We start from the raw sequence: 22,483 nt of genomic DNA on the forward strand, positions 1-22,483 counted from the left end.
GTCAGAGCCAGAGATCCAGTTCGGTGGGCTCGTCGTACTCGCGTTCGAGGGACTCCTCGAAGACGCGCAGGTGGACCTCGCCGGCCCAGACGGTCGCCTCGTTCAAGTGGCCCGCGTAGGTCCGACCCTCGTCGTCGGAGAGGACGGCGTGAGTATGTGCGAACCGCTCCTCGTCGAGCCACGAGACGTTGCCGACGCAGCTGGCGACCTCGAGCGGCTCGTCGAACTCGATCGGGGCGTACTCGCAGGTGTCCTGATCGTAGAACCAGAGTTCGGCGTCTTGGACCGCGCCGAGCGCGGTGAACCAGCCGGCCTCGGCCTCGACCGCGTCCGCCAGCGACTCGATCTCGGCCCGCCAGTCGGCACCCGTCTCGAGTCGGGCGACGTACTCTTCGGTGGTCTCGACGGCGCGATAGTTCATACACGTGTTCTGTGTCCGGCTGAAGAAAAATACCACGGGTCCGTCGGCGTTGGCCGCGCCGACCGTCGATAGCGGCCGTTCACTCCACAAGCGTGACCCCGCGTCGTGGCCCGACTCGTGACGGCGACGGCCCCGACTTCGCGAACCGACATCGATGCACAGGTGGGTTCATCGCTGGCCGAATCGTCTCACTGATGGAACCGGTAGTAGACGTATTCTCCGTTAGTAAGAGCTGATTGCACGCCGTACTCGGTCGATACCAAAATGGGTTGGGTGATAACTCTCCACAGGATGGTGCTGGACTACCCAACGCGACGACGGCTACTCGCCTCGGGCGCCGCCGTCTCCGCGGCGGCGCTTGCGGGTTGTATCGGTGGGGGCGGCTCCGGAGACGGCGATCGGTTCCACTTCACGCAGGAACAATCGCGCGAGGAGCAGTTCGATCCGGTCGTCTCGAACGACGCGTACAGCTTTCAGGTCATTCAGCTCGTCTTCGACGGGCTCTACGAGTACGACGAGGGCCTCGAGTTACAGCCGAAACTCGCGGCCGGCGAGCCGACGGTCGAGCGCGACGGCACGCGCTACATCTTCGAACTGGTGGAAGGGGCGACGTTCCACAACGGCGACGAGGTGACCGCGGGGGACGTCGCCCACTCCTTTACCGCACCCGTCGAAGAGGAGACGGAGAACGCCTCCGAGTACGACATGATCGAGAGTACGGAGGTCATCGACGACTACCAGCTGCAGGTCGACCTCGGCGAGGAGCCCTACGGCCCGTTCGAACTCGCGACCATGGGCGTGACGGTCGTTCCGGAGAGCGTCCGGACCGAAGACCGCGAGGCGTTCAACACGGACCCGGTCGGCTCCGGCCCGTTCGAGTTCGCCGACCTGCAAGAAAACGAATACGTCGACTTAGAGCGAAACGACGACTACTGGGGCGACCTCGAGCCGAATTTAGAGGAGGTTCGATTCGTCGCCCACGGTGATCCCGCCGGTCGCGTCTCCGACATCAGGGCGAGCAACACCGACGTCATCGCGGGCATTCCAAACGACGACTGGGACGTCCTCGAGAACGAAGACGGCGTGACCCTCCACTCGGCCGAGAGCCCGACGTTCATGTACATGGCCTTTAATTGCAACGAGGGGCCGACGACCACCCCCGAGGTGCGACAGGCCATCGCCCACTCGTTCTCGATGCAGGACTTCATCGAGTCGAACGCGGGCAACGTGAGTTCGCCGATGTACAGCCCGATCCCGCCGGTCGTCAACGAGGTCTGGGGATTCCCCGAAGAGGAGTATCAGGAGATGCTGCCGGAGTACGATCCGGATCAGGCCCAGTCGCTGCTCGATGAACACGCGCCCGACGACTTCACCCCGACGATCATCACGCCCGAGGGGATCCGTGCCCAGTTGGCCGAGCGGATCGCGACCCGACTGGACGAGATCGGGTACGGCGCGGACGTACAGGTACTGGATTTCGCGACGCTGGTCGATACCTACACCAGCGGGAACGCCGACGACTACCAGATGTACCTGCTCGGCTGGACCGGCGGTCCCGACCCCGATTACTACCTCTACCCGCTGTTCCACGAGAGCCAGGCGGGAACCAATCAGGGCCACTACTACGGGGGTAGCGACGGGTTCCACGAGGCGATCGCCGAGGGGCGTAACTCGGCAGGTCAGGAGAACCGCTACGACATCTACGAACCCGTCATCCGGGAAATCGTCGATCAACTGCCCGTCTTGCCGGCGTTTACGCAGGACAACACGATGGCCTCCCGAAACTACGTCCAGGACCTCCAGGCGCATCCGGAGGTGACGAGGAATCCGACCCTCGTCGCGGAGTACACGAACGTCTCGATGGAGTGAACTGACGAACGGCGATCCCGTCGCGGTCGGCGGGCCGTCGACTCCCCTCGACCGCGTCGCATCGTCCGACGACCAACGCGATCGACTCGCTGAGCAATGAAGCTACTCAAGTACACGGTATACAGGCTGGCACAGGCGGTCCCGGTCCTGATCGGGATCTCCGTCATCACGTTCCTGCTGGCGAACCTGGGACCGGGCGATCCGGTTAGCCTCATGCTTCAGGGCCAGGAACACAGCGAAGAACTGGTCAGGGCGATCGAACGGCGGTACGGGCTCGACAGGCCGTTACACGAACGCTACCTGACGTACATGGCGGGGCTGCTACAGGGAGACCTCGGACAGAGCATCTACTACGAGCGGCCGGTCACCGACCTGATACTGGACCGGCTCGGACCGACGCTGTTGCTGGTCGTCTCGGCGTACGTGTTCGCGCTGGCGACCGCGATCCCGCTCGGCGTCGTGGCCGCCGACCGACGCAACGAACCGACCGACCACGTCTCCCGCATCGCCGCGCTCGTCGGCGTCAGCACCCCCTCGTTCTGGATCGGGATCGTCCTGATCCTCGTCTTCGCCGTCAAGCTCGGCTGGCTCCCCTCGAGCGGGCTCTACTACCCGTGGCGACCGCCGAGCGCCTATCGGGGAATCGATGGCCACCTCGAGCTGTACTATCAGTCGGCCAGACACCTGCTGTTGCCGATGATCGCACTGGGGACCTTGCAGATGGCGACGATCATGCGCGTCGAGCGGACCCAGATGATCGAGTCGTTGCAGGGCGAGTACGTCAAGCTGGCCCGTGCCTACGGCGTGCCCGAGCGGACAGTCCTGCGAAAGCACGCGTTCCAGGTCGCCCAGTTACCGATCATCACGATCGTCGGACTCAACCTGTCGACGGCAATCGGCGGCGCGGTGTTGGTCGAGACGGTGTTCAACATCAACGGAATGGGACAGCTGTTCGTCGGCGCGATCCAGCGAAACGACTACCAGCTCGTGATGGGCGTGACGATGATGCTCGGCGTCCTGTTCGTCGTCGGCGTCATCATCACCGACATCTCGTACGCGTACGTCGATCCGCGAGTCACCTACGGTGAGCGAGAATAAGCATGGCAGTCAGTGAATCACAGTTCGAAGACAATCGAGAGACGGAAAGCGAAGACGACATCGAGGCCCGCGTCGGCTGGCGCTACACGGCCGCACGGATCAAAGCGGACACGACGGCCCGCTGGGGACTGTACGTCGTCATGGTCGTCCTGTTCGTCGCGATCTACGCCGCGATCGACAGCAACCTCTCCCTGCTCACGTTCGGCGTCCTGTCGGACTACACCTTCGCGCGGCTGTTGCCGATCTTCGATCACCCGACCTACATCCCGTCGCCGGGGGAGGGAACCCAACACATGCCGCCGTACTTCCCGCTGGCCGAGCAGCCGTGGAACCCGCTGCCGGCCGGCGGCACGCTCGAGCATCCGCTGGGGACCGACCACACCGGCCGGGACTACTTCACGCGGATCGTCTACGGGACGCAGGTGTCGGTGTTCGTCGGGATCGTCTCGACGTTCATCGGACTCACCGGCGGGACGGTCGTCGGTGCCGTCGCCGGCTACTACGGCGGCCGGGTCGACGACGTCCTCATGCGAATCGTCGAGACGGTGTACGCGATCCCCCCGCTGATCCTCATCATCGTCTTCACGGTCTTCGTCGGCGGCGCGAACATCTGGTACGCCGTCCTCGGCGTCGGGATCGCGTTCGTCCCCGTCTTCGCCCGCATCATCCGGAGTCGCGTGCTGAGCGTCCGCGAGATGGACTACATCGAAGCGGCGCGGGCGGCCGGCGTCAGGGATCGGGAGATCATCCTGCGTCACGTCGTTCCCAACAGCTTCGCGCCGGTCCTGGTCTACGCGACGCTCCAGATCGGCGTGACGATCCTCATCGTCGCCGGGCTCTCCTTCCTTGGCTACGGCGCACAGCCGCCGACGCCGGACTGGGGGCAGATGCTCAACATCGCCCACGGCTACATGCACTCGAACGTCTGGCTCTCGATCTGGCCGGGTATCGCGATCATGATCACCATTATGGGCTTTAACCTGTTCGGCGACGGCCTGCAGGACGCCCTCGACCCCCGAATCGACGACTGACAATGAGTTCCGAACCACTACTCCGCGTCGAGAACCTGAAGACCCAGTTCTTCACCGAAGCAGGCACAGTACGCGCCGTCGACGGCATCTCCTTCGAGGTCCGCGAGGGCGAGATCGTCGGCCTCGTCGGCGAGAGCGGCGCCGGGAAATCGGTCGCCTCGATGAGCATCATGGGACTCGTCGAGGCCCCCGGCGAGATCGTCGGCGGCGAGATCACCTACAAGGGCGAGACGATCTTCGGCCTCGAGGAGGGCCCCGACGGCGAGTTGCGAAAGCGAGACGACGCCCTCTCCGACGAGGAGATTCGGACCCGCATCCGGGGCAACGAGATCGCGGTGATCTTCCAGGACCCGATGGAGTCGCTCAACCCCGTCTTCACTGTCGGCGGCCAGCTGCGGGAGTTCATCGAACTCAACCGCGGCCTCGAGGCCGACGAGGCTCGCGCAGAAGCGATCGACATGCTCCGCGAGGTCGGCATTCCGGACCCCGAGGAGCGCTACGAGGAGTACCCCCACCAGTTCTCCGGCGGGATGCGCCAGCGCGTGCTGATCGCGATGGCGCTGGCCTGCGAACCCAGTCTGATCATCGCCGACGAGCCGACGACGGCACTGGACGTCACCGTCGAGGGCCAGATCCTCGAGTTGGTCGACGAGCTACAGTCGAAATACGGCACGAGCTTCGTCTGGGTCACCCACGACCTGGGTGTGGTCGCCGAGATCTGTGACCGGGTCAACGTGATGTACCTCGGCGAGATCGTCGAGCAAGCACCGGTCGACGAGCTGTTCTACGAGACGAAACACCCCTACACCGACGCCCTGCTGGACTCGATCCCCCGACCCGACCGCACCGTCACGGAACTCGAGGCGATCGAGGGGGTGATGCCCGAGGCGATCGAGCCGCCGTCGGGCTGTCGGTTCCACCCGCGCTGTCCCGACGCGCGCGAGGTGTGCAAGCGCGTCCATCCCGAGACGAGGGTGGTCGCGGACGCCGACGGTGAGCCCCACCGGGCGGCCTGCGTGAAACACGACGCCTTCGATGTCGACTACGAGGGCAGTCCGCCGCTTGCGGGCGCGACGAGGGAAACCGGAGACGGGGTGGCCGAGGGCACTGCGTCGGAACTCGCGCCGAACCCGGCCGACGACGGGGGTGAGGGTCGTGAGTAGCGGGCTCCGGTTGGACGAGGACCGCGAGTACGACAGCGAGGGGCCGCTGCTCGAACTGGACGGCGTCTCGAAACACTTCGGGCAGGAGTCCGGACTGTTCGCGGGCCTGCAGTTCGACGCGAGCGAGTTCCCGCCGTTCAGCGTCGAGCAAGAGCGGGTGCGAGCGGTCGACGACGTCTCGCTCGAGGTTCGACCCGGCGAGACGCTGGGACTGGTCGGGGAGTCCGGCTGTGGCAAGAGTACGCTCGGGCGGACGATCCTGCGCCTGCTCGAGCCGACCGAGGGAGACATCTACTTCAAAGGGGAGAACCTGGCCGACCTCGGTGGTGAGGAACTCCGGCAGACGCGCTCGGACATGCAGATGATCTTCCAGGATCCCCAGTCATCGCTCGATCCGCGGATGAAGGTCGGGCAAATCATCGAGGAGCCGATGCGGGCCCACGACATGTTAGACGACGAGAAGCGGGAGGCCCGCGCGAAGGAACTGCTCGAGAAGGTGGGGCTCGACCCACGCCACTACAACCGCTATCCCCATGCCTTCTCCGGCGGGCAGCGCCAGCGGATCAACCTCGCACGGGCGCTGTCGGTCGATCCCGACTTCGTGGTCTGTGACGAACCCGTCTCCGCGCTGGACGTCTCGATTCAGGCGCAGGTGCTGAACACGATGGAGAAACTGCAGCGGGAGTTCGGTCTCACGTACCTCTTTATCGCCCACGACCTCTCGGTCATCCGCCATATCTCCGACCGCGTGGCGGTGATGTATCTGGGCCACATCATCGAGTTGGCGGGGAAAGAGGAACTGTTCGAGAACCCACAGCATCCCTACACCCGCGCCCTGCTCGAGTCGATTCCCGTCCCGGATCCCCGCGAAGGCGGCTCCCGAGGCGTCCTCGAGGGCGAGGTGCCGAGCCCGGTCGATCCGCCCTCGGGATGTCGGTTCCGGACGCGGTGTCCGCGCCTGATCGCCCCCGACGCGTACGACTGGACCGGCGAGGAGTGGCCGCGGACGCGGGCGTTCATGCGAGCGGTCAAACGGCGGACGTTCGAACCCATGCCGGCGGCACGGATCGAAGCCGAGTTCTTCGACGGAACGCTGCCCCGTGGCGAGGCGGGCTCGATCGTCGCGGAGGCGATCGATCTGGTCGCCACCGACGGCGAGGCGGACGGCGACGACGCCGACCGCTGGGAAGCCGCGACCGACCTGTTGCTCGAGTCCTTCGCCGAAGCGAGCGTCTGTGCCCGCGAGCGGCCGGCCTACGACCTCGAGTCCAGCGACGGGGAGCGGTTCGCCGCCTGTCACCTGCACCGATGACAAGTGCTGAAAGTGTCATAGGACGGTCGCAGTCACGTCCTGTGACGACCCTTCGAACGATAAGTACAGGCCGACGCGTTCGTGCTGCTGCGAAACGGCATGTTACGAGGGCTGCACAGTAACGCGGCCAACAAATCCGACGAGAGACCACTGTACACGGTCACGGCAAGCGACCACGACGGCCACCTAGAACGATGGACATGGAGTACGGCCACCGGTACGGCTGACCGGAGCGTCCCAACGATCTCCTGGCGGGCGATCCGTCGGAGTACGAGCGTCTGTCGACCGGAGGGTATCGAGATGACCAATCAACTGAACTCAGTTTTCCTGTACCCGGGCAAGCGACTCGACTGTCACCGTGGGTCCTCAATCTCCTGTCAGATTACCGGACGTACATCGAAGTATTCGACGGGGAGGCAGGCCGCTCACGACTACCCTCTCGTGACTACTCAACAACGAACTACGATCGGACAGGTGCGAAGTTCTGCGGGACTTTTTCGATATGCGGACCTGCAGGACGTGCTGTGTTTGATGGTTGTTATCAATCAGATGCCATCATAATCATCGAAGCTCCCAACCCATTATCAATATTATTTGTAGAGTATAAATGCAACCAAGCATGAGTAGCGAAAGATATAAACATGGCAATGGCAAAGTAATATTTAGAAATGAAAGGCGAGAATATTGACAGTAAGAGGCGCACTATCTTAAAGAAAGTAGGGACTGTGAGTGGCACGGTAATTGGAATATCCCTTTTTTCAAACACTACAGCGGCAGACTCAGATATTGGTACTGAAAGGTATACTTGTCCACAAGGGATATGTGGTAGTGAGGATAATATTTCCGCTAACAGAGGTTGGAATTCAACTGAACGATCGGCAAGTTCTGAATTTCCGACTGGTAGTGGAATAAGTTATACAACCGCAGGCTGCCAATTTCGCCAACTGTCTAATGGGCTTCAATGGGATGAGGGGGCCCAAAAGTATTCTGTTCATATGTCCGCAACGGCATGTGCCGCTACTGGTTACGAACTAGATGATGGCACTACAGGAACCGAGGATCTTTTCCGGTCATGGAGTGAAATAAACGTAGATACTGAACATTCCAATAAAGTATCAACAGTAGCCCACGATGACACTGATTGGGGAGTTTCCGTACTTGGAAGGTCCGAAAATAATGATTCACCTTCGGAGACCGATGCAATTGCTGAAGGAGCGGTTCTCCTTTATTCAAGTTTTGGAGAAGGGATATCCAGTCTATACACCGCCATGCAGATTTATTCAAATTATAAACAGTCTACGATAGGTTCTGACATCAATAGAGAATGGCATGCACACAACCGTGGCCAATCTGTATTAGGCCATTATATTGAATATTCGCACATATTCCCACCTGCTAATGAACTGGGTTCAGATACTATTGATGTATCCGTGAACCAGACCCTTAACAATGCTCTATATAAACCAGCTACTGACTGGACTGGAAATCGTGAACCCACTGACCAGTATAATAAGACGCTTGACTATACTATTTATGTCCCGGTAACTGGAGGAGAAGATTAGTTAAGGGTATAAATAGACAGGTATATTATACATATTCAGTAGCTGAGATCGCTCATTTTAGTAATTGTGGCGACAGGATTGCTTAGGTTTTGTAGAGTAAAGTCAAATACCAAGTGGCCAGAACTCAATACCCAACCTAATTTACCTAGAGACGTACTTTCAAGGCTCAAAACCAATCTACATTCTGCCACCAACGTGAACTCGGATTCTACTTTAGCTATGCCTGATACCACAAAATGCGGCCAGAACGTTATACTTATTTATTTAGTAGAAAAATTAGTAGCGAAAGGGATAAAATGAGAGAGCCAAAAAGCTGTGTTTCTCGGCGGAGCATTCTTACGACTGGTGGAGTAGGGATTGGAATTGGGTTAGCAGGGTGCCAATTTCGTGAAGATGATAAAGAGCCAAGACCGAGTATCAAGTCCGTTCAGGCATATCAAGTTGCCGCGGATCAGCTTGTGGCTATTCTCGACTTTTCGAAACCGACTGAAGATGAGGCATATACTGTCCCGCTTCGCTGGGAAATCGATACGCCGGATTTGGACCAGTTGACTCGGGGTAAAGTGCATTTGCGAAGCGACTATCCGTCGCCAACAGTTAGTATGGCGTTTATGTCTGGAATCGAAGTAAATTACGGAGAGATAGAGCGTTCAGAAATATTTTGGAAGGAGAGTTCCAAACCGTGGACGTCAGTTCCAGTAAATCAAGACACGTACTACACTAACTCTAGTAACGAGGGTGAGCGGATGACTTCCTCGCCGGAATAGAATGGTTCTCGCACCAAAGTCAGGATAAACACTACGGAGAATGAACCTATAGTAGCTCTTGAAACGAGATACACACCGATCGTAACGTGTCCTGCGAACGGGTGTGGATTGACTTTCAAGAGCTACTATAGCACCACTACGAGATACCCACTCAATAGAATTTTTCAGTCCTGTTGAAACCCTCAATCAGAGATGGGTTTCAGCAGCCATGTGAATACAACGCACGAATGAGACATTGATCAAGGGCCGGTCTGGAATGAGTAGTGAGTGATCAGTACAGGGAACCAATATAACGAATGGTTCAATAAAATAACTCGGTCACTCGTCTGTGTGTGATGAGTCATCGGAATGCTCTTTTTCGGGGAGTAGAAAGCCTGCATCTTCAGAGTCCTTAGCTTCACTTTCGGGCATAGTCCGTCTGATGAGGTAGGCAACGAGTCCAACCCCAGAGAAGACAACAACAATTGTGGCCCACGTCACCGAATTTTCGATTCCCCGTTTCTCTGCGTCTCTCAATACAAGAATTGACAGTAGCACGTGTATCGATACGTACACGATTGTCAGACCGAGGAAAACGACAGGCTCCATTAAATAATTGTATTTATTGTATCGTAAAATAATTTCCCATTTATATTTAGCTAACCGCGACAGAGAGGCGATGACAACGTAGCCATCGTTCCCATCGCAAAGCACGAACCGGCGTTTGTGTGCCTGATAGCCGCGATAGACTGGCTATCGAACCGTTGACGGCTTTTCGATCCCGTGACAGTCATGCACAGATAGTCCGAGAGGGGATCATCCAACACGGTCGATCATCGCAATAATACTTATGAGTGGACCCCCACTATTTACTCATACATGAGTAAGATGCTCGCCATCCTGGCAACGCACACGAAAACCGGCGCGAAGGTACAGCGAACGATCGAACACTCGCCCTCGTTCACGGGCGTCCAGACGACCGACGACGGCCGGCCGGCGACGCAGGTCTCGCCCGGCGGGTTCCTCACCGGCTAAGCCGAAGGAGTTGACTGAGCATGCACCGCTCGAGTCGCCCCGACGACGGGGCCGAACCGATACCGGCGAGTCACGGACGACACGCGGTTTTTCCGATCGGGAGCGACGCGCCGTCGTTCCCGATCGATATCCTCCTCTCGTAGCCACGCCTCGGCCAGTCAGTTGATCGTAATCGTCGTCGCGTCGGCCGGCCGAGTCGTCCCCGCAGCGGTCGCGACGAACGCCCGGATCTCGTACTCGCCGGCGTCGGGGACGACCGACTCGTGGCGGTCGCCGTCGGTCCGCTCGAGGCGGCCGTTCCAGGTCACCGACGCGCGCTTTCGTTCGCCGGCGCGGAAGTCGAACGTAGCGGGTCGGTCCGGCGTGTACCGGCGTTCGTCGGTGGCCTCGAGGTGGCCGTCGATCGTCCAGCCCCAGCGGCGCTGGCGGGGCGTCCGGAGTTCGACGGGGACCGGGAGCCGGTTTTCGAAGTCGACGGTGATCTCGACCGGGTCGTCACGCGCGTAGACCTCGCGGTCGGTCGCGACGGAGACGGCGATCGAGCGGCGGGCGAGCGCCGCCGGGACGAACCGCGAGAGGGCCGTGACGACGGAGGGACGAGAGCGCGCGCGCTCGAGGCCGAACTCGTCGCCGTCGCTCGGGTCGGGTTCCGCGTCGCGTCGCGGCCGAGAGCGTCTCATGGCCGTAGCGACCACCCGAATCCACTAAACGGTATGGCCGCTCGAGACGTGCTGAAAACGGCGAGAACGTCGACATCGCGGCAGCCGTCCGATCGGGGCCATCTCGCGTCGGAACGCGGACAACGGAAAACAGCGCAGTCGCGACCGGACGCGACAATCGATCCCATCCCACCCCCAGTTATCGCCAGGCCGGAAGCGCAAGCGCGTCATCGGCCCGCATGGACAGCCAGGCACCGTCGGCCGAGATGTCCGCGATGACGTACTCATCGCTCGTGGCCGTCGAATCGATCGAACCGACGATCGTCTCGTCGGACGCCATGGCGTGGGGGTTCGTCGCCATGTGAGTGAGTGACAACCACTCACATATAAACGCATCGAATCGGACTGTCCAGCCAAATGACCGGTCGCCGATCGAACGTCGGTCCGTGAAACACTGGGTTTATACTCATTTTCGCCGTACCGACGGGATATGAACGTAGCCGACGCGATGACGCCCCGTGAAGACGTGGTTACCGCCGACCTGCCCGGGACCCGCTCGGACGTCCTCGAGTACCTGCAAGAGCAATCGTTCTCGTCGGTCCCGGTCGTCAAACCGACCGACAACGGGCCGGAGTACCGCGGTCTGATCTCCCGAGAGCGACTCATCGAGGAGCCCGACGAGGACCAGCTCGTCATGTTGATGGAGGAGGTACCGACGACGACCGCCGAAACCGGGCTCGCGGACGTCGCGCGGACGATGGTCGAGGAAGGCGCGCGCCGCGTGCCGGTCGTCGACGGCGAGTTCGAGGGGATCGTTACCGTGACCGACGTGATCCACGCGATCGCGGCCGGCGATCAGGCGACCGAGGGCACCGTCGACGCCTACGCCAGCCAGGACGTGAACACGACCTACGAGGGAACGCCCCTGCCCGTCGCCGAGCGGGAACTCTCCTACGCCAACGTCCCCTACACCGTCGCGCTGGACGACGAGGGTCGAATGAGCGGCGTGCTGACTGAGGTCGACATCCTCGAGGTCGCCCGGATCGTCGAGGGCGAGGAGGAGACGGGCGACAACTTCGGCGACCAGGACGACGACTGGTCCTGGGAGGGGATCAAGGCCGTCGGGAGCCGCTATCTCCCGACGCGGGACATCGAGATCCCCGCGGGCTCGATCCGGGAGTTCATGAGCGACGACGTGGTGACGGTCGCGGCGGACACGTCGGTCCAGGAGGCCGCACAGCGAATGATCAGCAACGATATCGAACAGATCCCGATAGTCACGGGCGAGGACCTCGTCGGTATCGCTCGCGACATCGATCTGTTGGAGGCACTCTATGAGTGACGACGACACCGAGGAGACGGCGGTAACGAGCGAGAAACTGGTCGAACTCGCCAAGCGGCGGGGCTACTTCTTCCAGTCGTCGGGCGCCTACGGCGGCGTCGGCGGCTTCTACACCTTCGGGCCGCAGGGTGCGGCCCTGAAGGGCAACGTCGAGGACGCCTGGCGCGACCGCTTTGCCGTCGCGGAGGGCAACATGGAGATCGACGCGCCGACCATCATGCCCGAGCCCGTCTTCGAGGCCTCCGGCCATCTGGACGGCTTCGACGACATGCTCGTCGAGTGTCCGGAGTGTGGCGAGAGCCACCGCGCGGACCACGTCGTCGAGGACAACACGGAGTACGAGGACGCCGAGAGCCTCCCCATTCCGGACGTCGAGGAGGTCATCGCCGAGTACGAACTCGTCTGTCCGTCCTGCGGCGCCGGCCTCGCCGGCCAGGCCGTCGAGACGTTCAACCTCATGTTCGCGACGAACATCGGCCCCGGCGACGCCCAGCCCGGGTACCTGCGTCCCGAGACCGCCCAGGGCATCTTCGTCGAGTTCCCCCGGCTCAAGGAGTACGCCCGCAACCAGCTGCCCTTCGGCGTCACCCAGATCGGCCGGGCCTACCGCAACGAGATCAGCCCCCGGCGCTCGATCATCCGGACCCGGGAGTTCACGCAGGCCGAACTCGAGTACTTCATCGACCCCGAGACCGACGAGCCCGACCTCGAGAGCGTCGCCGACGTCGAGGTCACGCTCTACCCGGCCAGCGAGCAGAACGAGGAGGGCGGCGAGGAGATCGAGACGACGATCGGCGCGGCGGTCGAGGAGGGGATCGTCTCGAGCCCGTGGGTCGCGTACTTCCTCGGGGTCGCCAAGCCGTGGTACGAGGCGGTCGGCGTCGACATGGACCGGTTCCGGTTCCGCCAGCATCTCTCGGGTGAGCGGGCCCACTACGCCAGCGACTGCTGGGACGCCGAGAGCGAGGTCGACGGCAACTGGATCGAGATGGCCGGCTTCGCCTACCGCGGCGACTACGACCTCTCGAAACACGACGAGTACTCCGACGACCGGTTTACCATCTTCAAACAGTACGACGAGCCCAAGACGGTCGAGCGCGCCACCGTCGACCCCGACATGAGTTATCTGGGTCCGGAGTTCGGCGGTGACGCCCAGGCCGTCGTCGGGACACTCGAGGACCTCGCCGCCCGCGACCGCTCGGCCTTCGAGGGTGACAGCGTCGAGATCGACCTCGAGGGCGAGACCCACGAGATCCCCGTCGAAAAGACCGGCTTCGCGGTCGAGGAACAGACCGAGGCCGGCGAACACATCACGCCCCACGTCGTCGAACCCTCCTTCGGCGTGGACCGGCTGGTCTATACCGTTCTCCACCACGCCTACCGCGAGGACGAAGTCGACGGCGAGGAGCGGACCTACCTCGAACTCGAGCCAGAGGTCGCACCCACCTTCGTCGGTGTCTTCCCGCTGCAAAGCGACGACGCACTCGAGACAGAAGCGAACGAGATCGTCGACGACCTGCGCGCGGCCGGCCTCTCGGTCACGTACGACGACTCGGGGAACATCGGCCGTCGCTACCGCCGGCAGGACGAGGTCGGCACGCCGTTTTGTGTGACCGTCGACTTCGAGACCGTTGAGGACGAGGAGACGACCGTCACCGTCCGCGAACGCGACACGACCGAGCAGAAGCGACTCCCGGTGGACGATCTCGCCGAGACGCTGGCGGCGATCCGTGCCGGCGAATTGGCGTTCGACGAGCTGTAAGCGACCGTTTCGCGGTTGGAGACGGGACTGGCCGGAGAGGACGCGCCCGTGGACGACGACTGCCCCGCGAATCGGCGGCCAACGCCGCCGAGCGCAGGTGAGTCGTCGCTCGTGTCCGGGAACGTCCGCCACAAATTTTATTCTTTACAAATTACGTGATTGATGTGTGTCCTTACAAGAGACGAATACGGAGCCACGGTCGTCTAGCCAGCCAATAACGGAAGGTATCCGTCCGATCGGCGGGATAATCTATGGCATCCTATCATTCATCACAGTATTCATAATTACGACTGGCTATTTCACCTACCGGATCTTCGATGCGGCCGAAACGGAGCCCGATCTCGAGGAGGTGTTTCCGGTGCCGGAGTTCGTCGGGTACCCGTTCTACAACGCACACCGGGTGAACACGCCGATCGAGTTCAACGCGGGCGGTGGCTTCGGCTCGCAGACGGTCGCCGACGGCTACTTCGACCTGTTCAACCAGCTCACCGCCGTCGGTGCGCCCGAGTTCAATCCGCTGGTGTTCAACGCGATCCCGGCCGCGATTCTGTTTCTCACGGGATACGTGATCGCTGGACGGGCGGGATCCTCGCTGTCGGCCGAGAGCAGTGCCGCCGCCGGGGCGAGCGTCGCCGTCGGCTATCTCCCGTTGTTCGTTCTCGGTACGTTCGTCCTCTCCGTCGAGGATCCGGAGATCGTCGCGGGGCCGGAACTCGGGCTCGGACTCCTCTTTTTTGGCGCGTTGTTCACCGTCGGGTTCGGCGGACTCGGCGGCTACGTCCGCGGGAACCGCTGACGGCGATCGACGGCACCCGCCGAGTCATCTCGTGGACCCGGCCCTCGATTCGAGACGGGCCCGTCCCGCGAGCCTTTATATACTATATAGGTGTCCGGAGAACTAACCGACGGACTGAAGGTCACCTCTCCCGAGGCACGACGTGATGGCCGACGAACTGAAGCGCCGCCTGGTTCACGCCAGCGGTTCGGGACTGGTCGCCCTCTGGCTGCTGGCCGACGCCCTCGATGCCGGGCTGACCTGGACCGGCTTCCGGCTCCTCATGGTCGTGCTGGCGACCGGCGCACTCGTCCTCGAGTTCCTCCGACTTCGGATCGGACTCGACTGGCGGCTCTACGACGTTCTCACCCGCGAGTACGAACAGGACAACCCCGCCGCCTACGCGCTCTATCTGATCAGTATGGCGGCGGTCGTGGTCGTCTTCGAACCCGACATCGCGCTGCCCGCAATGTTGATGCTCGCACTGGGGGACCCGATCAGCGGCGCGGTCTCGGACAACACCCTCAAGCGAGTCAAGCCGCCGAAGGTACTCGGGACGATGTTTCTCGTCTCGACGCTCATCGCGATCCCGTTCCTGCCGATCACCGCGGCGCTGATCGCCGCGGTGGGCGCGACACTGGCCGACGGCGTCACCCTCGAGGTCCGGACCTACATCGTCGACGACAACCTGACGATCCCGATCTACGCGGCCTGTCTAGCGTGGGCGGCCCTCGAGTTCGCGCCGCTGTAGCGGCCTCGAGGGCAGCGCCGCAGGACCGTGGTTCCGATACCGGCAAACGCACACCGTTCTGGGTCCCTCAAGGCGATCGACAGCGAAAGAGGGGCAACAGTGTCGCTGTCAAGCGCGCGGACGAAGCTGTCGAACGTGGGGTCGTTCCTGACGGACGGCCGCGGCGAGATTCTGGTTGCCGTCGCCGCCGGCTGGTTCCTCTCGATCGGCGTTCGACTCGCCTACCCCGTCTTGCTGCCCTACCTCCGGCGGGCCTACGGCCTCGATCTGACGACGGCCGGCTTCCTGCTGACCGCTCTCTGGCTCTGTTACGCACTGGGCCAACTTCCCGGCGGACTGCTCGCCGACCGGTTCGGCGAGGGGAACGTCCTCGTCGCGAGTACGCTCGTCTCGGCGGTGACCCTCGGCGTCGTCGCCGTCGCCGGCTCCGCGCCGGTCGTCTACCTCGCGACCGGAGCCTTCGGCTTCGGGACCGCACTGTACGGCGTCGCCCGCTTTACGACGCTGTCGGACGTCTACCCCGACAACGACGGCACGGCGATCGGCGTCACGATGGCGGCCGGCCAGGCCGGCAACACCCTCCTGCCGCTTGCCGCCGGCGGGATCGCCTCGGCCTTCGCCTGGCAGTACGGCTTCGGCCTCGTCGTCCCCGCCTTCGCGCTCGTCGCCGTCGGCCTCCGGCTGGTCGTGCCGGCCCACACCTCCGGCGCGGACAGCGCCGTCGACAGCGTCTCGCTCGAGACGGTCCGATACGTCCTTTCGGAGCTGCGCCGGCCCGAGATCGTCACCGTGACCGCGATCCAGATCCTGACCTACTGCGTCTGGCAGGCCTTTACCGGGTTTTACCCCACCTATCTGATCGAGATCAAGGGGTTCTCGGAGAGCGTCGCGACCGGGCTCTTCAGCGCCTTCTTCGCAGCCGGAATCGTGGTTCAGCCGCTGACCGGCCGGCTGTACGACCGGTTCGGCATCCGGAAATCGCTGCCACCGGTCCTGGGTGTCGTCGTGGTCTCGCTCGTCGCGCTCCCCGTCCTCGAGGGGTTCTGGCCGATCGTCGTCGGGACGGTCTTCCTCTCGAGCATCCTCGGCTACGGGACGATCACCCTGCCGTACATGACCTCGGCGTTTCCCTCGGACATGCAGGGGACCGGGCTGGGGTTCCTGCGGACCGTCTACATGACGATCGGGGCGATCAGCCCGGTCGCGTTCGGCGCGCTCGCCGACCGGAATTACTTCGACGAGGCGTACCTCGCCCTGGCCGGACTGGTCGTCGTCGCGATCGGGTTGACGTGGTGGCTGCCCGAGCAGTAGGCCGGTCATCGGGATCGTCGGACCGTCCATCGGCCCAGTCGGTCCGGTCCTCGAAAACCGGCCGCGAGTCCGTCGGCAGCGTCGGCCGTCGTCGGGACGAAAGCGCGGCGGATTTCGTTCTGCTACTATGGTTAGAAATCAAACGTTTTAATGACAGCGGGGGTAAACGTTGGACTATGCCAGCGGCAGCGAGCGTGACGATGGCAAACCGAGACAGTGCCGACACCGTCGCGACCGAAACGGCCGCGGTGAGACCATGAGTACGCTCACCGTCGCGAAAAAGGAGTTCCGCGATGCCGTTCGGTCGAAGGAACTGTGGCTTCTCATGGGGCTTTTCGTCCTGTTCTTGCCGGTCGTGGCCCTCTACGACGTGACCGCGGACACCAACGTCGAGGGTGGCCTCCCGCCCGCGATCGTCTTTTCGGCCGTGTTCGTGATGACCGTCCTCATTCCCGTCACGGCGTTGCTCGTGAGCATCAAATCGATCGTTCGCGAACGGTCACACGGAACCATCAAGTTCCTGTTAGCCTGTCCGCACACGCGAACGGAGGTGTACGCCGGCAAACTACTGGGGCGGCTGGCCGTGTTCACGGCCGCGATCCTCGTCGGCTACCTCCCGGCGCTGGTCATCCTCGCCGTCGGGATTCCCGGCTTCGCAGTGGTCCAGTTTCTCGGCGTGTTGGTCGTCATGGTCTGCTTCGGATTCATCTTCCTCAACATCGGCCTCTGTGCGTCGGCGCTGACGAAATCGGAATCGCGGGCGTCCGTCGCCGGGTTCGCCATCTTCTTTCTCGTATATTCTTGGCAGGGGATCTTCTCCGCGATCAACGACGCGTTCGGACTCCTCGAGGGCCACGCGGCGACGTTCGTCGCTCGGTTTCAACTCGGGACCGTCAGCGAAGACATCGCCAACGCGGTCGCCTCGCTGTGGAACGACGACGTCACCAGCGCCTCGACGGCCGTCAGCGGCGGCGGCGAGGTTCCGTTTTACCTCCAACACTGGTTCGCGTTCGTCCTCCTCGCGGTGTGGATCGGCGGACCGATCGCGCTCGGCTGCTGGAACTTCAACCGAGCCGAACTGTAAGCGGTCGGTACCGCGTCCCGACCGGCCTCGAGGCTCTCGTCCTGCGACAGTGCGTCTCGGCCCCGTTCTTCCGTCACCGTGGCGTGCGGACCCGAACGCGAGCGCGCCGTCGTCCCGCGCGTTCACTTTCACCGCGGTACGGGAACCCTCTTCGGGGCGGCGGTGAACGACCGACAATGGCAGCGACGGACGAGGATACGGCGGTGCCGTCGATCGAGCCGCGGCGACAGCGTGTCGAATCTCGTATAAAATCGACGCCGATAACATCGGTGATCCTCGCAACGTCGGAATTGGAGTCAAATCGACGAATCGTTCGTCGATCCGGATAACCAGTTCACCGTATCTCGTGATCAAGCGTTGCGTTTCAGAATCTAAAGCTGCTCGAACGATAATTTTGTCAATTATCTCTCGGATACCACCACCATTGTGACTACTATTATTGTAGTATCTGATGGTTTAACCAGGGTGATAATGGGAGAAAATTTATATTATTGGTCGATAATAATATGGTGGGTGGAAGACAATAATAGTCGAGATGGACTCCATCGTCGTAACGTCCTCCGAACTACCAGTGCAACGATTGGCAGCGGCCTGATCCTCGGTGCGAGTGGAACTGCCAGTGCGAAGGAGAGCGGTTCTGACCGGAGCAACAGTGACGAGTTCAATTGCAGTGGAGAAAACATCAGCAGAAAGCGGGTCGAAACTGAAGATAATGCTACAGTGGTTATCGTCGAAGTATCTGGGAAGAAATACCTATTCAGAGAAGCCGAGAAATATAGGCATTCGAACGGCCCGTCCACGCAATCAACGTATGAAGCCACGAAGAGTGGCCATCCGCTGGAGTTCGGGGAGATCGATACGGCGGTCACCGCGAGCAACATCAGCACTACCGGCGGAATAGAAGCGCAAGGGCCTGACTTCACGCCGGAGAACTTCATCGAGGATTACGATGTCGATACCAAGAAAATCTCCGACTCCTGTGGAGACATTGCGTTCAATAACCACAGCGCGGTCGAATTCCACCTCCAAGGTGGAGGTGCGTTCAGCAGTATCGGAGTCTCAGGCCTTTCAGCCCTGGTCTGCTACGTGGCTGGTGCTGCCGGTTCCATCCCCACGGGTGGATGGAGCGGAGCGGCCGCTGCAGTCGGCTGTGGAGGGTTCGCTGCTGCGGTGGACCAACTTATCGACCTCGAAATGATTCCAAACAAGGCTTCAATGACAGTGTCGTACTGGGACAAAGACGAAGAGTATCCTTTCGGCGTGAACACCAGCCCAACGATAATGATGGGGGTCGCGGGCGGCTACTACAAGGATTGGGACGAGATGGGAGCTAGCAAGGAATTTGATTATAACGTTCACCTTCCAGTCTAAGGATTACATCATCAGAAGATTTTTTACCCTAAGTAGTGGAAACTAACCATGGATAGCAGGGATATAACTTATCGCGATAGGTGGCGCGATTCTGTCATTTTCGTATTATTAACGGTAGTGTCAGGCGTTGTCTGTTTTGTGCAGGGATTCTCTATAAGTTGGGTAGTCATTCTCGTCAGTATCGGGATGGGAGGAGTACTGAGTACTGCTCTTGGTGTCGTGAAGGGGCGTCCGCTGTTCGAGCTTCCGTTGGCGCTAGTGTGGGTGGCTGCACTAACAATTGCCTTTATGGAAGAGTCGCTACGACCCGGTGCCGTCGCCTTACACGCATCCGGGGCTATACTCACATTGTACGAGGTATATAAATAGCCAGAGAAATAGAAGTACTACTCAGTTCTCCTACCGAAATGGATAGCAGCCCGATGGACACATGATCGTTCTCGAACGATACAACGCACTAACGGGTGTGGTAGATCCTCGAGGCCTTCGTTTCGTTCAGTCGTCGATAAGTGTGTGTCGAAGAATCGATCGGCAGCTCGATAGAGGCGCTTCCGGAGCCACCAGTCGGTGGCACAGTATCGTTCTCGGTCCGAGCATGACCCTTGGGGTTCAGACAGTTCCAGCGGCAGGGACGATCATATCCTAGAACGTCGTGTACACACCCCTGAGGAAGCCAACCACAATGCAATACACGGGAGTTATACTTCCACCGTGCTTTCTCAACGCTTAACCGCAGCCGCGTCGAACCGCCGGCAATGGCAGCACAGGACGAGGAACCGCCCTCAATCGAGCACCCGCTCCTCGAGCCCGACTTCCTCGAGCGCAGACTCTACCAGTTGAAGCTCGCCGGCACGGCCGCGAACCATCACACGCTGGTCTGTCTCCCTACCGGCTTGGGGAAGACGACGGTGAGCCTGCTGGTGACCGCACGACGGCTCGAGGAGGTCGGCGGGAAGGCGCTGATGCTCGCCCCCACCAAGCCCCTCGTCCAGCAACACGCCGATTTCTACCGGGAGGCGCTACAGATCCCGGACGACGAAATCGTCGTCTTCACGGGCGACGTGAGTCCGGACGACCGCGCCGAGATGTGGGAGCAGGCGACGGTCGTGATGGCGACGCCGCAGGTGATCGAGAACGACCTCGTCGGGAGCCGGATCTCGCTCGCCGACGTGACCCACATCACCTTCGACGAGTGCCACCGCGCGACCGGCGACTACGCCTACAACTACATCGCCGAGCGCTACCACGCCGACGCGAAACGGCCGCTCGTGACGGGGATGAGCGCCTCGCCCGGCGGCGACGAGGAAGCAATCCTCGAGGTCTGTGAGAACCTCGGCCTCGACGAGGTCGAGGTGATGACCGAGGAGGACGCCGACGTCGACGAGTTCACCCACGAGACCGACGTCGAGTGGGAGCGGATCGACCTCCCCGAGGACGTCCTCGAGATCCGGGACGCGTTAAACGAGGTGATCAAGGAACGGCTCGAGAAGCTCAAGGAACTGGGCGTCGCGAGTTCGACCCAGCCCGACCAGTCCCAGAAGGATCTCAATCGGATGCGGGCCGAACTCCAGGAGCTGATCAACAACGACCAGTCGGAGGGGTTCGAGGGGATGTCGATCCACGCGGAGGTGATGAAGCTCCGGCAGGCCGTCACGCTGGTCGAGACCCAGAGCGTCGAGGCGGTCCGGCGGTACTTCGACCGCCAGCGCAACCAGGCCCGCTCGTCGGGGGCGTCGAAGGCCAGCCAGCGGATGGTCTCGGATCCCCGCGTCCGCGAGGCGATGCGGAAGGCCGAGAGCTTCGACGAGATCCACCCGAAATACAGCAAGGCGCGGATGTTACTCGCCGAAACGTTGGGCCTCGAGGGCGGCGAGCGCGTGATCGTCTTTACCGAATCGCGGGACACCGCCGAGGCGCTGACGGAGTTCCTCTCGGACAGTTTCGACGCCAAGCGGTTCGTCGGGCAGGGCGACCGCGAGGGCTCCGACGGGATGACCCAAAAGGAACAGCAGGCCGTCCTCGACGAGTTCCGCGCCGGCGAGTTCGAAGTGCTGGTCTCGACGTCGGTCGCCGAGGAGGGGTTGGACGTCCCCGAGGTCGATCTCGTCCTCTTCTACGAGCCCGTGCCGACGGCGATCCGGTCGATCCAGCGGAAGGGCCGAACCGGCCGCCAGTCGGAGGGGCGGGTCGTCGTCCTCATGGCCGAGGACACCCGCGACGAGGCCTACTTCTGGATCTCCCGGCGGCGCGAGAAGGAGATGGAGTCGGAACTGCGCGACCTCAAGGGGATGGCCGACGAGCTGGCAGAGGAACTCGACGACTCCCAGCAGTCGCTCGCCGACTTCGGCGACGGGAAGCGTACAGCGGAAGTGAACAACGACGATGGAGATCCCGACGCCGTCGGCGATTCTTCCAACGGAAGCGAGGGGGTCACGGACCGGCCCGGACTGCAGGACTTCGCCGCCGACGCCGCCGGCTCGAGCGATGATGACCCGGCCGACGACGAGGTCGAGACCCACGAACCCCACGCCGAGGGCGAGGCCGTCGGGATCGTCGCCGACCAGCGCGAGATGGACGCCAACATCGCGCGGGACCTCTCGCGACGCGAGGCGATCGAGGTCCAACTCGAGACGCTCGACGTTGGCGACTACGTCCTGTCGGATCGCGTCGTCGTCGAGCGCAAGTCGGTCGCGGACTTCGTCGACTCGCTGGTCGGGGGCGACCGCTCGGTCTTCGAGCAGGTCGGCGCGATGGCGCGCCATTACTCCCGGCCGATCGTGATCGTCGAGGGCGAGGGGCTGTACGAACAGCGCAACGTCGCCCCCAACGCCATCCGGGGGGCGCTCTCGAGTCTGGCGGTCGACTTCGGCGCGAGCGTCCTGCGGACCGGCGGCGAGGACGAGACGACGGAACTGCTCGACGTGATCGCCGGCCGCGAACAGAAAGTGTCGGACCGGGAGGTGTCAGTCCATGGCGAGAAACAGTCCAAAACGCTGTCCGAACAGCAGGAGTACGTCGTCGCCTCGATCGCCGAGATCGGCCCCGTGACGGCGCGCTCGCTGCTCGAGGAGTTCGGGACCGTCGAGGGCGTGATGATCGCGACCGAAGACGAGTTACAGGACGCCGACGGCGTCGGGCAGGTGACCGCCGAGCGAATTCGAGAGGTCGTCGGGAGCGACTACACGGGGTAG

The 22,483-nt window shown here is 61.9% G+C and carries 19 protein-coding genes; 15 read left to right on the top strand and 4 right to left on the bottom strand.

Annotation, left to right across the window (positions count from 1 at the left end; translation table 11 throughout):
* Nucleotide 1: 1 nt before the first annotated feature.
* Complete coding sequence (locus tag NP511_RS09940) at nucleotides 2–421, bottom strand: PPC domain-containing DNA-binding protein (protein ID WP_049965310.1); 420 nt, start codon at nucleotides 419–421, stop codon at nucleotides 2–4.
* Nucleotides 422–712: 291 nt separating this feature from the next.
* On the opposite strand from NP511_RS09940, the gene NP511_RS09945 reads away from it, so the two are divergent.
* The 6 genes from NP511_RS09945 (at nucleotide 713) to NP511_RS09970 (ending at nucleotide 8,456) form a co-directional block, all read left to right on the top strand.
* Nucleotides 713–2,290 carry an ABC transporter substrate-binding protein gene (locus NP511_RS09945; RefSeq protein WP_049965309.1) on the top strand — a complete coding sequence of 526 codons (1,578 nt, stop codon included), beginning with the start codon at nucleotides 713–715 and terminating at the stop codon, nucleotides 2,288–2,290.
* A 96-nt stretch (nucleotides 2,291–2,386) separates the two neighbouring features.
* Complete coding sequence (locus tag NP511_RS09950; RefSeq protein WP_006648401.1) at nucleotides 2,387–3,388, top strand: ABC transporter permease; 1,002 nt, start codon at nucleotides 2,387–2,389, stop codon at nucleotides 3,386–3,388.
* A 2-nt stretch (nucleotides 3,389–3,390) separates the two neighbouring features.
* Nucleotides 3,391–4,419: an ABC transporter permease gene (locus NP511_RS09955; protein ID WP_049965308.1), complete on the top strand. Its 1,029-nt coding sequence runs from the start codon at nucleotides 3,391–3,393 to the stop codon at nucleotides 4,417–4,419.
* Nucleotides 4,420–4,421: 2 nt separating this feature from the next.
* Nucleotides 4,422–5,582 (top strand): ABC transporter ATP-binding protein, encoded by a 1,161-nt coding sequence (locus tag NP511_RS09960; protein ID WP_006648403.1) that lies wholly within the window; start codon nucleotides 4,422–4,424, stop codon nucleotides 5,580–5,582.
* Entirely contained in the window at nucleotides 5,575–6,894 is a 1,320-nt protein-coding gene (locus NP511_RS09965; RefSeq protein WP_049965307.1) for an ABC transporter ATP-binding protein, read from the top strand. The genes NP511_RS09960 and NP511_RS09965 overlap by 8 nt, the downstream gene beginning before the upstream one ends.
* Nucleotides 6,895–7,562: 668 nt before the next feature.
* Entirely contained in the window at nucleotides 7,563–8,456 is an 894-nt protein-coding gene (locus tag NP511_RS09970; protein ID WP_136396881.1) for a hypothetical protein, read from the top strand.
* 1,085 nt (nucleotides 8,457–9,541) lie between these two features.
* Here NP511_RS09970 and NP511_RS09975 read toward each other — a convergent pair.
* Nucleotides 9,542–9,811, bottom strand: coding sequence for a hypothetical protein (locus tag NP511_RS09975; protein WP_136396882.1), 270 nt, complete (start codon nucleotides 9,809–9,811; stop codon nucleotides 9,542–9,544).
* A 270-nt stretch (nucleotides 9,812–10,081) separates the two neighbouring features.
* On the opposite strand from NP511_RS09975, the gene NP511_RS09980 reads away from it, so the two are divergent.
* Nucleotides 10,082–10,237, top strand: a complete 156-nt coding sequence (locus NP511_RS09980) for a hypothetical protein (protein WP_162834892.1) — start codon at nucleotides 10,082–10,084, stop codon at nucleotides 10,235–10,237.
* A 158-nt stretch (nucleotides 10,238–10,395) separates the two neighbouring features.
* Here the strand turns inward: NP511_RS09980 and NP511_RS09985 are convergent, their stop codons facing one another.
* Together NP511_RS09985 and NP511_RS09990 are read right to left on the bottom strand one after the other, a co-directional pair.
* The gene (locus tag NP511_RS09985) at nucleotides 10,396–10,917 is read right to left on the bottom strand and encodes a DUF7974 family protein (RefSeq protein ID WP_049965305.1); all 522 of its coding nucleotides are present in this window, start codon (nucleotides 10,915–10,917) and stop codon (nucleotides 10,396–10,398) included.
* A gap of 178 nt (nucleotides 10,918–11,095) precedes the next feature.
* On the bottom strand, nucleotides 11,096–11,257 hold the full coding sequence (locus tag NP511_RS09990) for a DUF7556 family protein (RefSeq protein ID WP_162834891.1): 162 nt from the start codon (nucleotides 11,255–11,257) through the stop codon (nucleotides 11,096–11,098).
* Nucleotides 11,258–11,386: 129 nt separating this feature from the next.
* Here NP511_RS09990 and NP511_RS09995 point away from each other — a divergent pair, with 129 nt between their 5' ends.
* The 8 genes from NP511_RS09995 to NP511_RS10030 all read left to right on the top strand — a co-directional run bounded on the left by NP511_RS09995 (nucleotide 11,387) and on the right by NP511_RS10030 (nucleotide 22,483).
* Nucleotides 11,387–12,238, top strand: coding sequence for a CBS domain-containing protein (locus NP511_RS09995; protein WP_006648408.1), 852 nt, complete (start codon nucleotides 11,387–11,389; stop codon nucleotides 12,236–12,238).
* Entirely contained in the window at nucleotides 12,231–14,000 is a 1,770-nt protein-coding gene (glyS, locus tag NP511_RS10000; protein ID WP_049965304.1) for a glycine--tRNA ligase, read from the top strand. Before NP511_RS09995 ends, glyS begins: the two co-directional genes overlap by 8 nt.
* A 166-nt stretch (nucleotides 14,001–14,166) precedes the next feature.
* Nucleotides 14,167–14,796 (top strand): DUF7978 family protein, encoded by a 630-nt coding sequence (locus tag NP511_RS10005; protein WP_144240367.1) that lies wholly within the window; start codon nucleotides 14,167–14,169, stop codon nucleotides 14,794–14,796.
* A 145-nt stretch (nucleotides 14,797–14,941) separates the two neighbouring features.
* A complete protein-coding gene (locus NP511_RS10010) occupies nucleotides 14,942–15,526 on the top strand; it encodes a diacylglycerol/polyprenol kinase family protein (RefSeq protein ID WP_006648411.1) in 585 nt (194 codons plus the stop codon).
* Between the two features lie 99 nt (nucleotides 15,527–15,625).
* Nucleotides 15,626–16,837: an MFS transporter gene (locus NP511_RS10015; RefSeq protein ID WP_049965302.1), complete on the top strand. Its 1,212-nt coding sequence runs from the start codon at nucleotides 15,626–15,628 to the stop codon at nucleotides 16,835–16,837.
* Between the two features lie 256 nt (nucleotides 16,838–17,093).
* Nucleotides 17,094–17,921 carry an ABC transporter permease gene (locus tag NP511_RS10020; protein WP_049965300.1) on the top strand — a complete coding sequence of 276 codons (828 nt, stop codon included), beginning with the start codon at nucleotides 17,094–17,096 and terminating at the stop codon, nucleotides 17,919–17,921.
* A 426-nt stretch (nucleotides 17,922–18,347) separates the two neighbouring features.
* Complete coding sequence (locus NP511_RS10025) at nucleotides 18,348–19,292, top strand: hypothetical protein (RefSeq protein ID WP_136396884.1); 945 nt, start codon at nucleotides 18,348–18,350, stop codon at nucleotides 19,290–19,292.
* 755 nt (nucleotides 19,293–20,047) lie between these two features.
* Entirely contained in the window at nucleotides 20,048–22,483 is a 2,436-nt protein-coding gene (locus tag NP511_RS10030) for a DEAD/DEAH box helicase (RefSeq protein ID WP_049965298.1), read from the top strand.

The sequence above is a fragment of the Natrinema thermotolerans genome (assembly GCF_031165565.1).
Classification (GTDB): domain Archaea; phylum Halobacteriota; class Halobacteria; order Halobacteriales; family Natrialbaceae; genus Natrinema; species Natrinema thermotolerans.

Bases quoted from the DNA above. Each gene is read 5' to 3' on its own strand.
- NP511_RS09940 (WP_049965310.1), bottom strand. From the start codon at position 421: ATGAACTATCGCGCCGTCGAGACCACCGAAGAGTACGTCGCCCGACTC.
- NP511_RS09945 (WP_049965309.1), top strand. From the start codon at position 713: ATGGTGCTGGACTACCCAACGCGACGACGGCTACTCGCCTCGGGCGCC.
- NP511_RS09950 (WP_006648401.1), top strand. From the start codon at position 2,387: ATGAAGCTACTCAAGTACACGGTATACAGGCTGGCACAGGCGGTCCCG.
- NP511_RS09955 (WP_049965308.1), top strand. From the start codon at position 3,391: ATGGCAGTCAGTGAATCACAGTTCGAAGACAATCGAGAGACGGAAAGC.
- NP511_RS09960 (WP_006648403.1), top strand. From the start codon at position 4,422: ATGAGTTCCGAACCACTACTCCGCGTCGAGAACCTGAAGACCCAGTTC.
- NP511_RS09970 (WP_136396881.1), top strand. From the start codon at position 7,563: ATGAAAGGCGAGAATATTGACAGTAAGAGGCGCACTATCTTAAAGAAA.
- NP511_RS09975 (WP_136396882.1), bottom strand. From the start codon at position 9,811: ATGGAGCCTGTCGTTTTCCTCGGTCTGACAATCGTGTACGTATCGATA.
- NP511_RS09980 (WP_162834892.1), top strand. From the start codon at position 10,082: ATGAGTAAGATGCTCGCCATCCTGGCAACGCACACGAAAACCGGCGCG.
- NP511_RS09985 (WP_049965305.1), bottom strand. From the start codon at position 10,917: ATGAGACGCTCTCGGCCGCGACGCGACGCGGAACCCGACCCGAGCGAC.
- NP511_RS09990 (WP_162834891.1), bottom strand. From the start codon at position 11,257: ATGGCGACGAACCCCCACGCCATGGCGTCCGACGAGACGATCGTCGGT.
- NP511_RS09995 (WP_006648408.1), top strand. From the start codon at position 11,387: ATGAACGTAGCCGACGCGATGACGCCCCGTGAAGACGTGGTTACCGCC.
- glyS (WP_049965304.1), top strand. From the start codon at position 12,231: ATGAGTGACGACGACACCGAGGAGACGGCGGTAACGAGCGAGAAACTG.
- NP511_RS10010 (WP_006648411.1), top strand. From the start codon at position 14,942: ATGGCCGACGAACTGAAGCGCCGCCTGGTTCACGCCAGCGGTTCGGGA.
- NP511_RS10020 (WP_049965300.1), top strand. From the start codon at position 17,094: ATGAGTACGCTCACCGTCGCGAAAAAGGAGTTCCGCGATGCCGTTCGG.
- NP511_RS10030 (WP_049965298.1), top strand. From the start codon at position 20,048: ATGGCAGCACAGGACGAGGAACCGCCCTCAATCGAGCACCCGCTCCTC.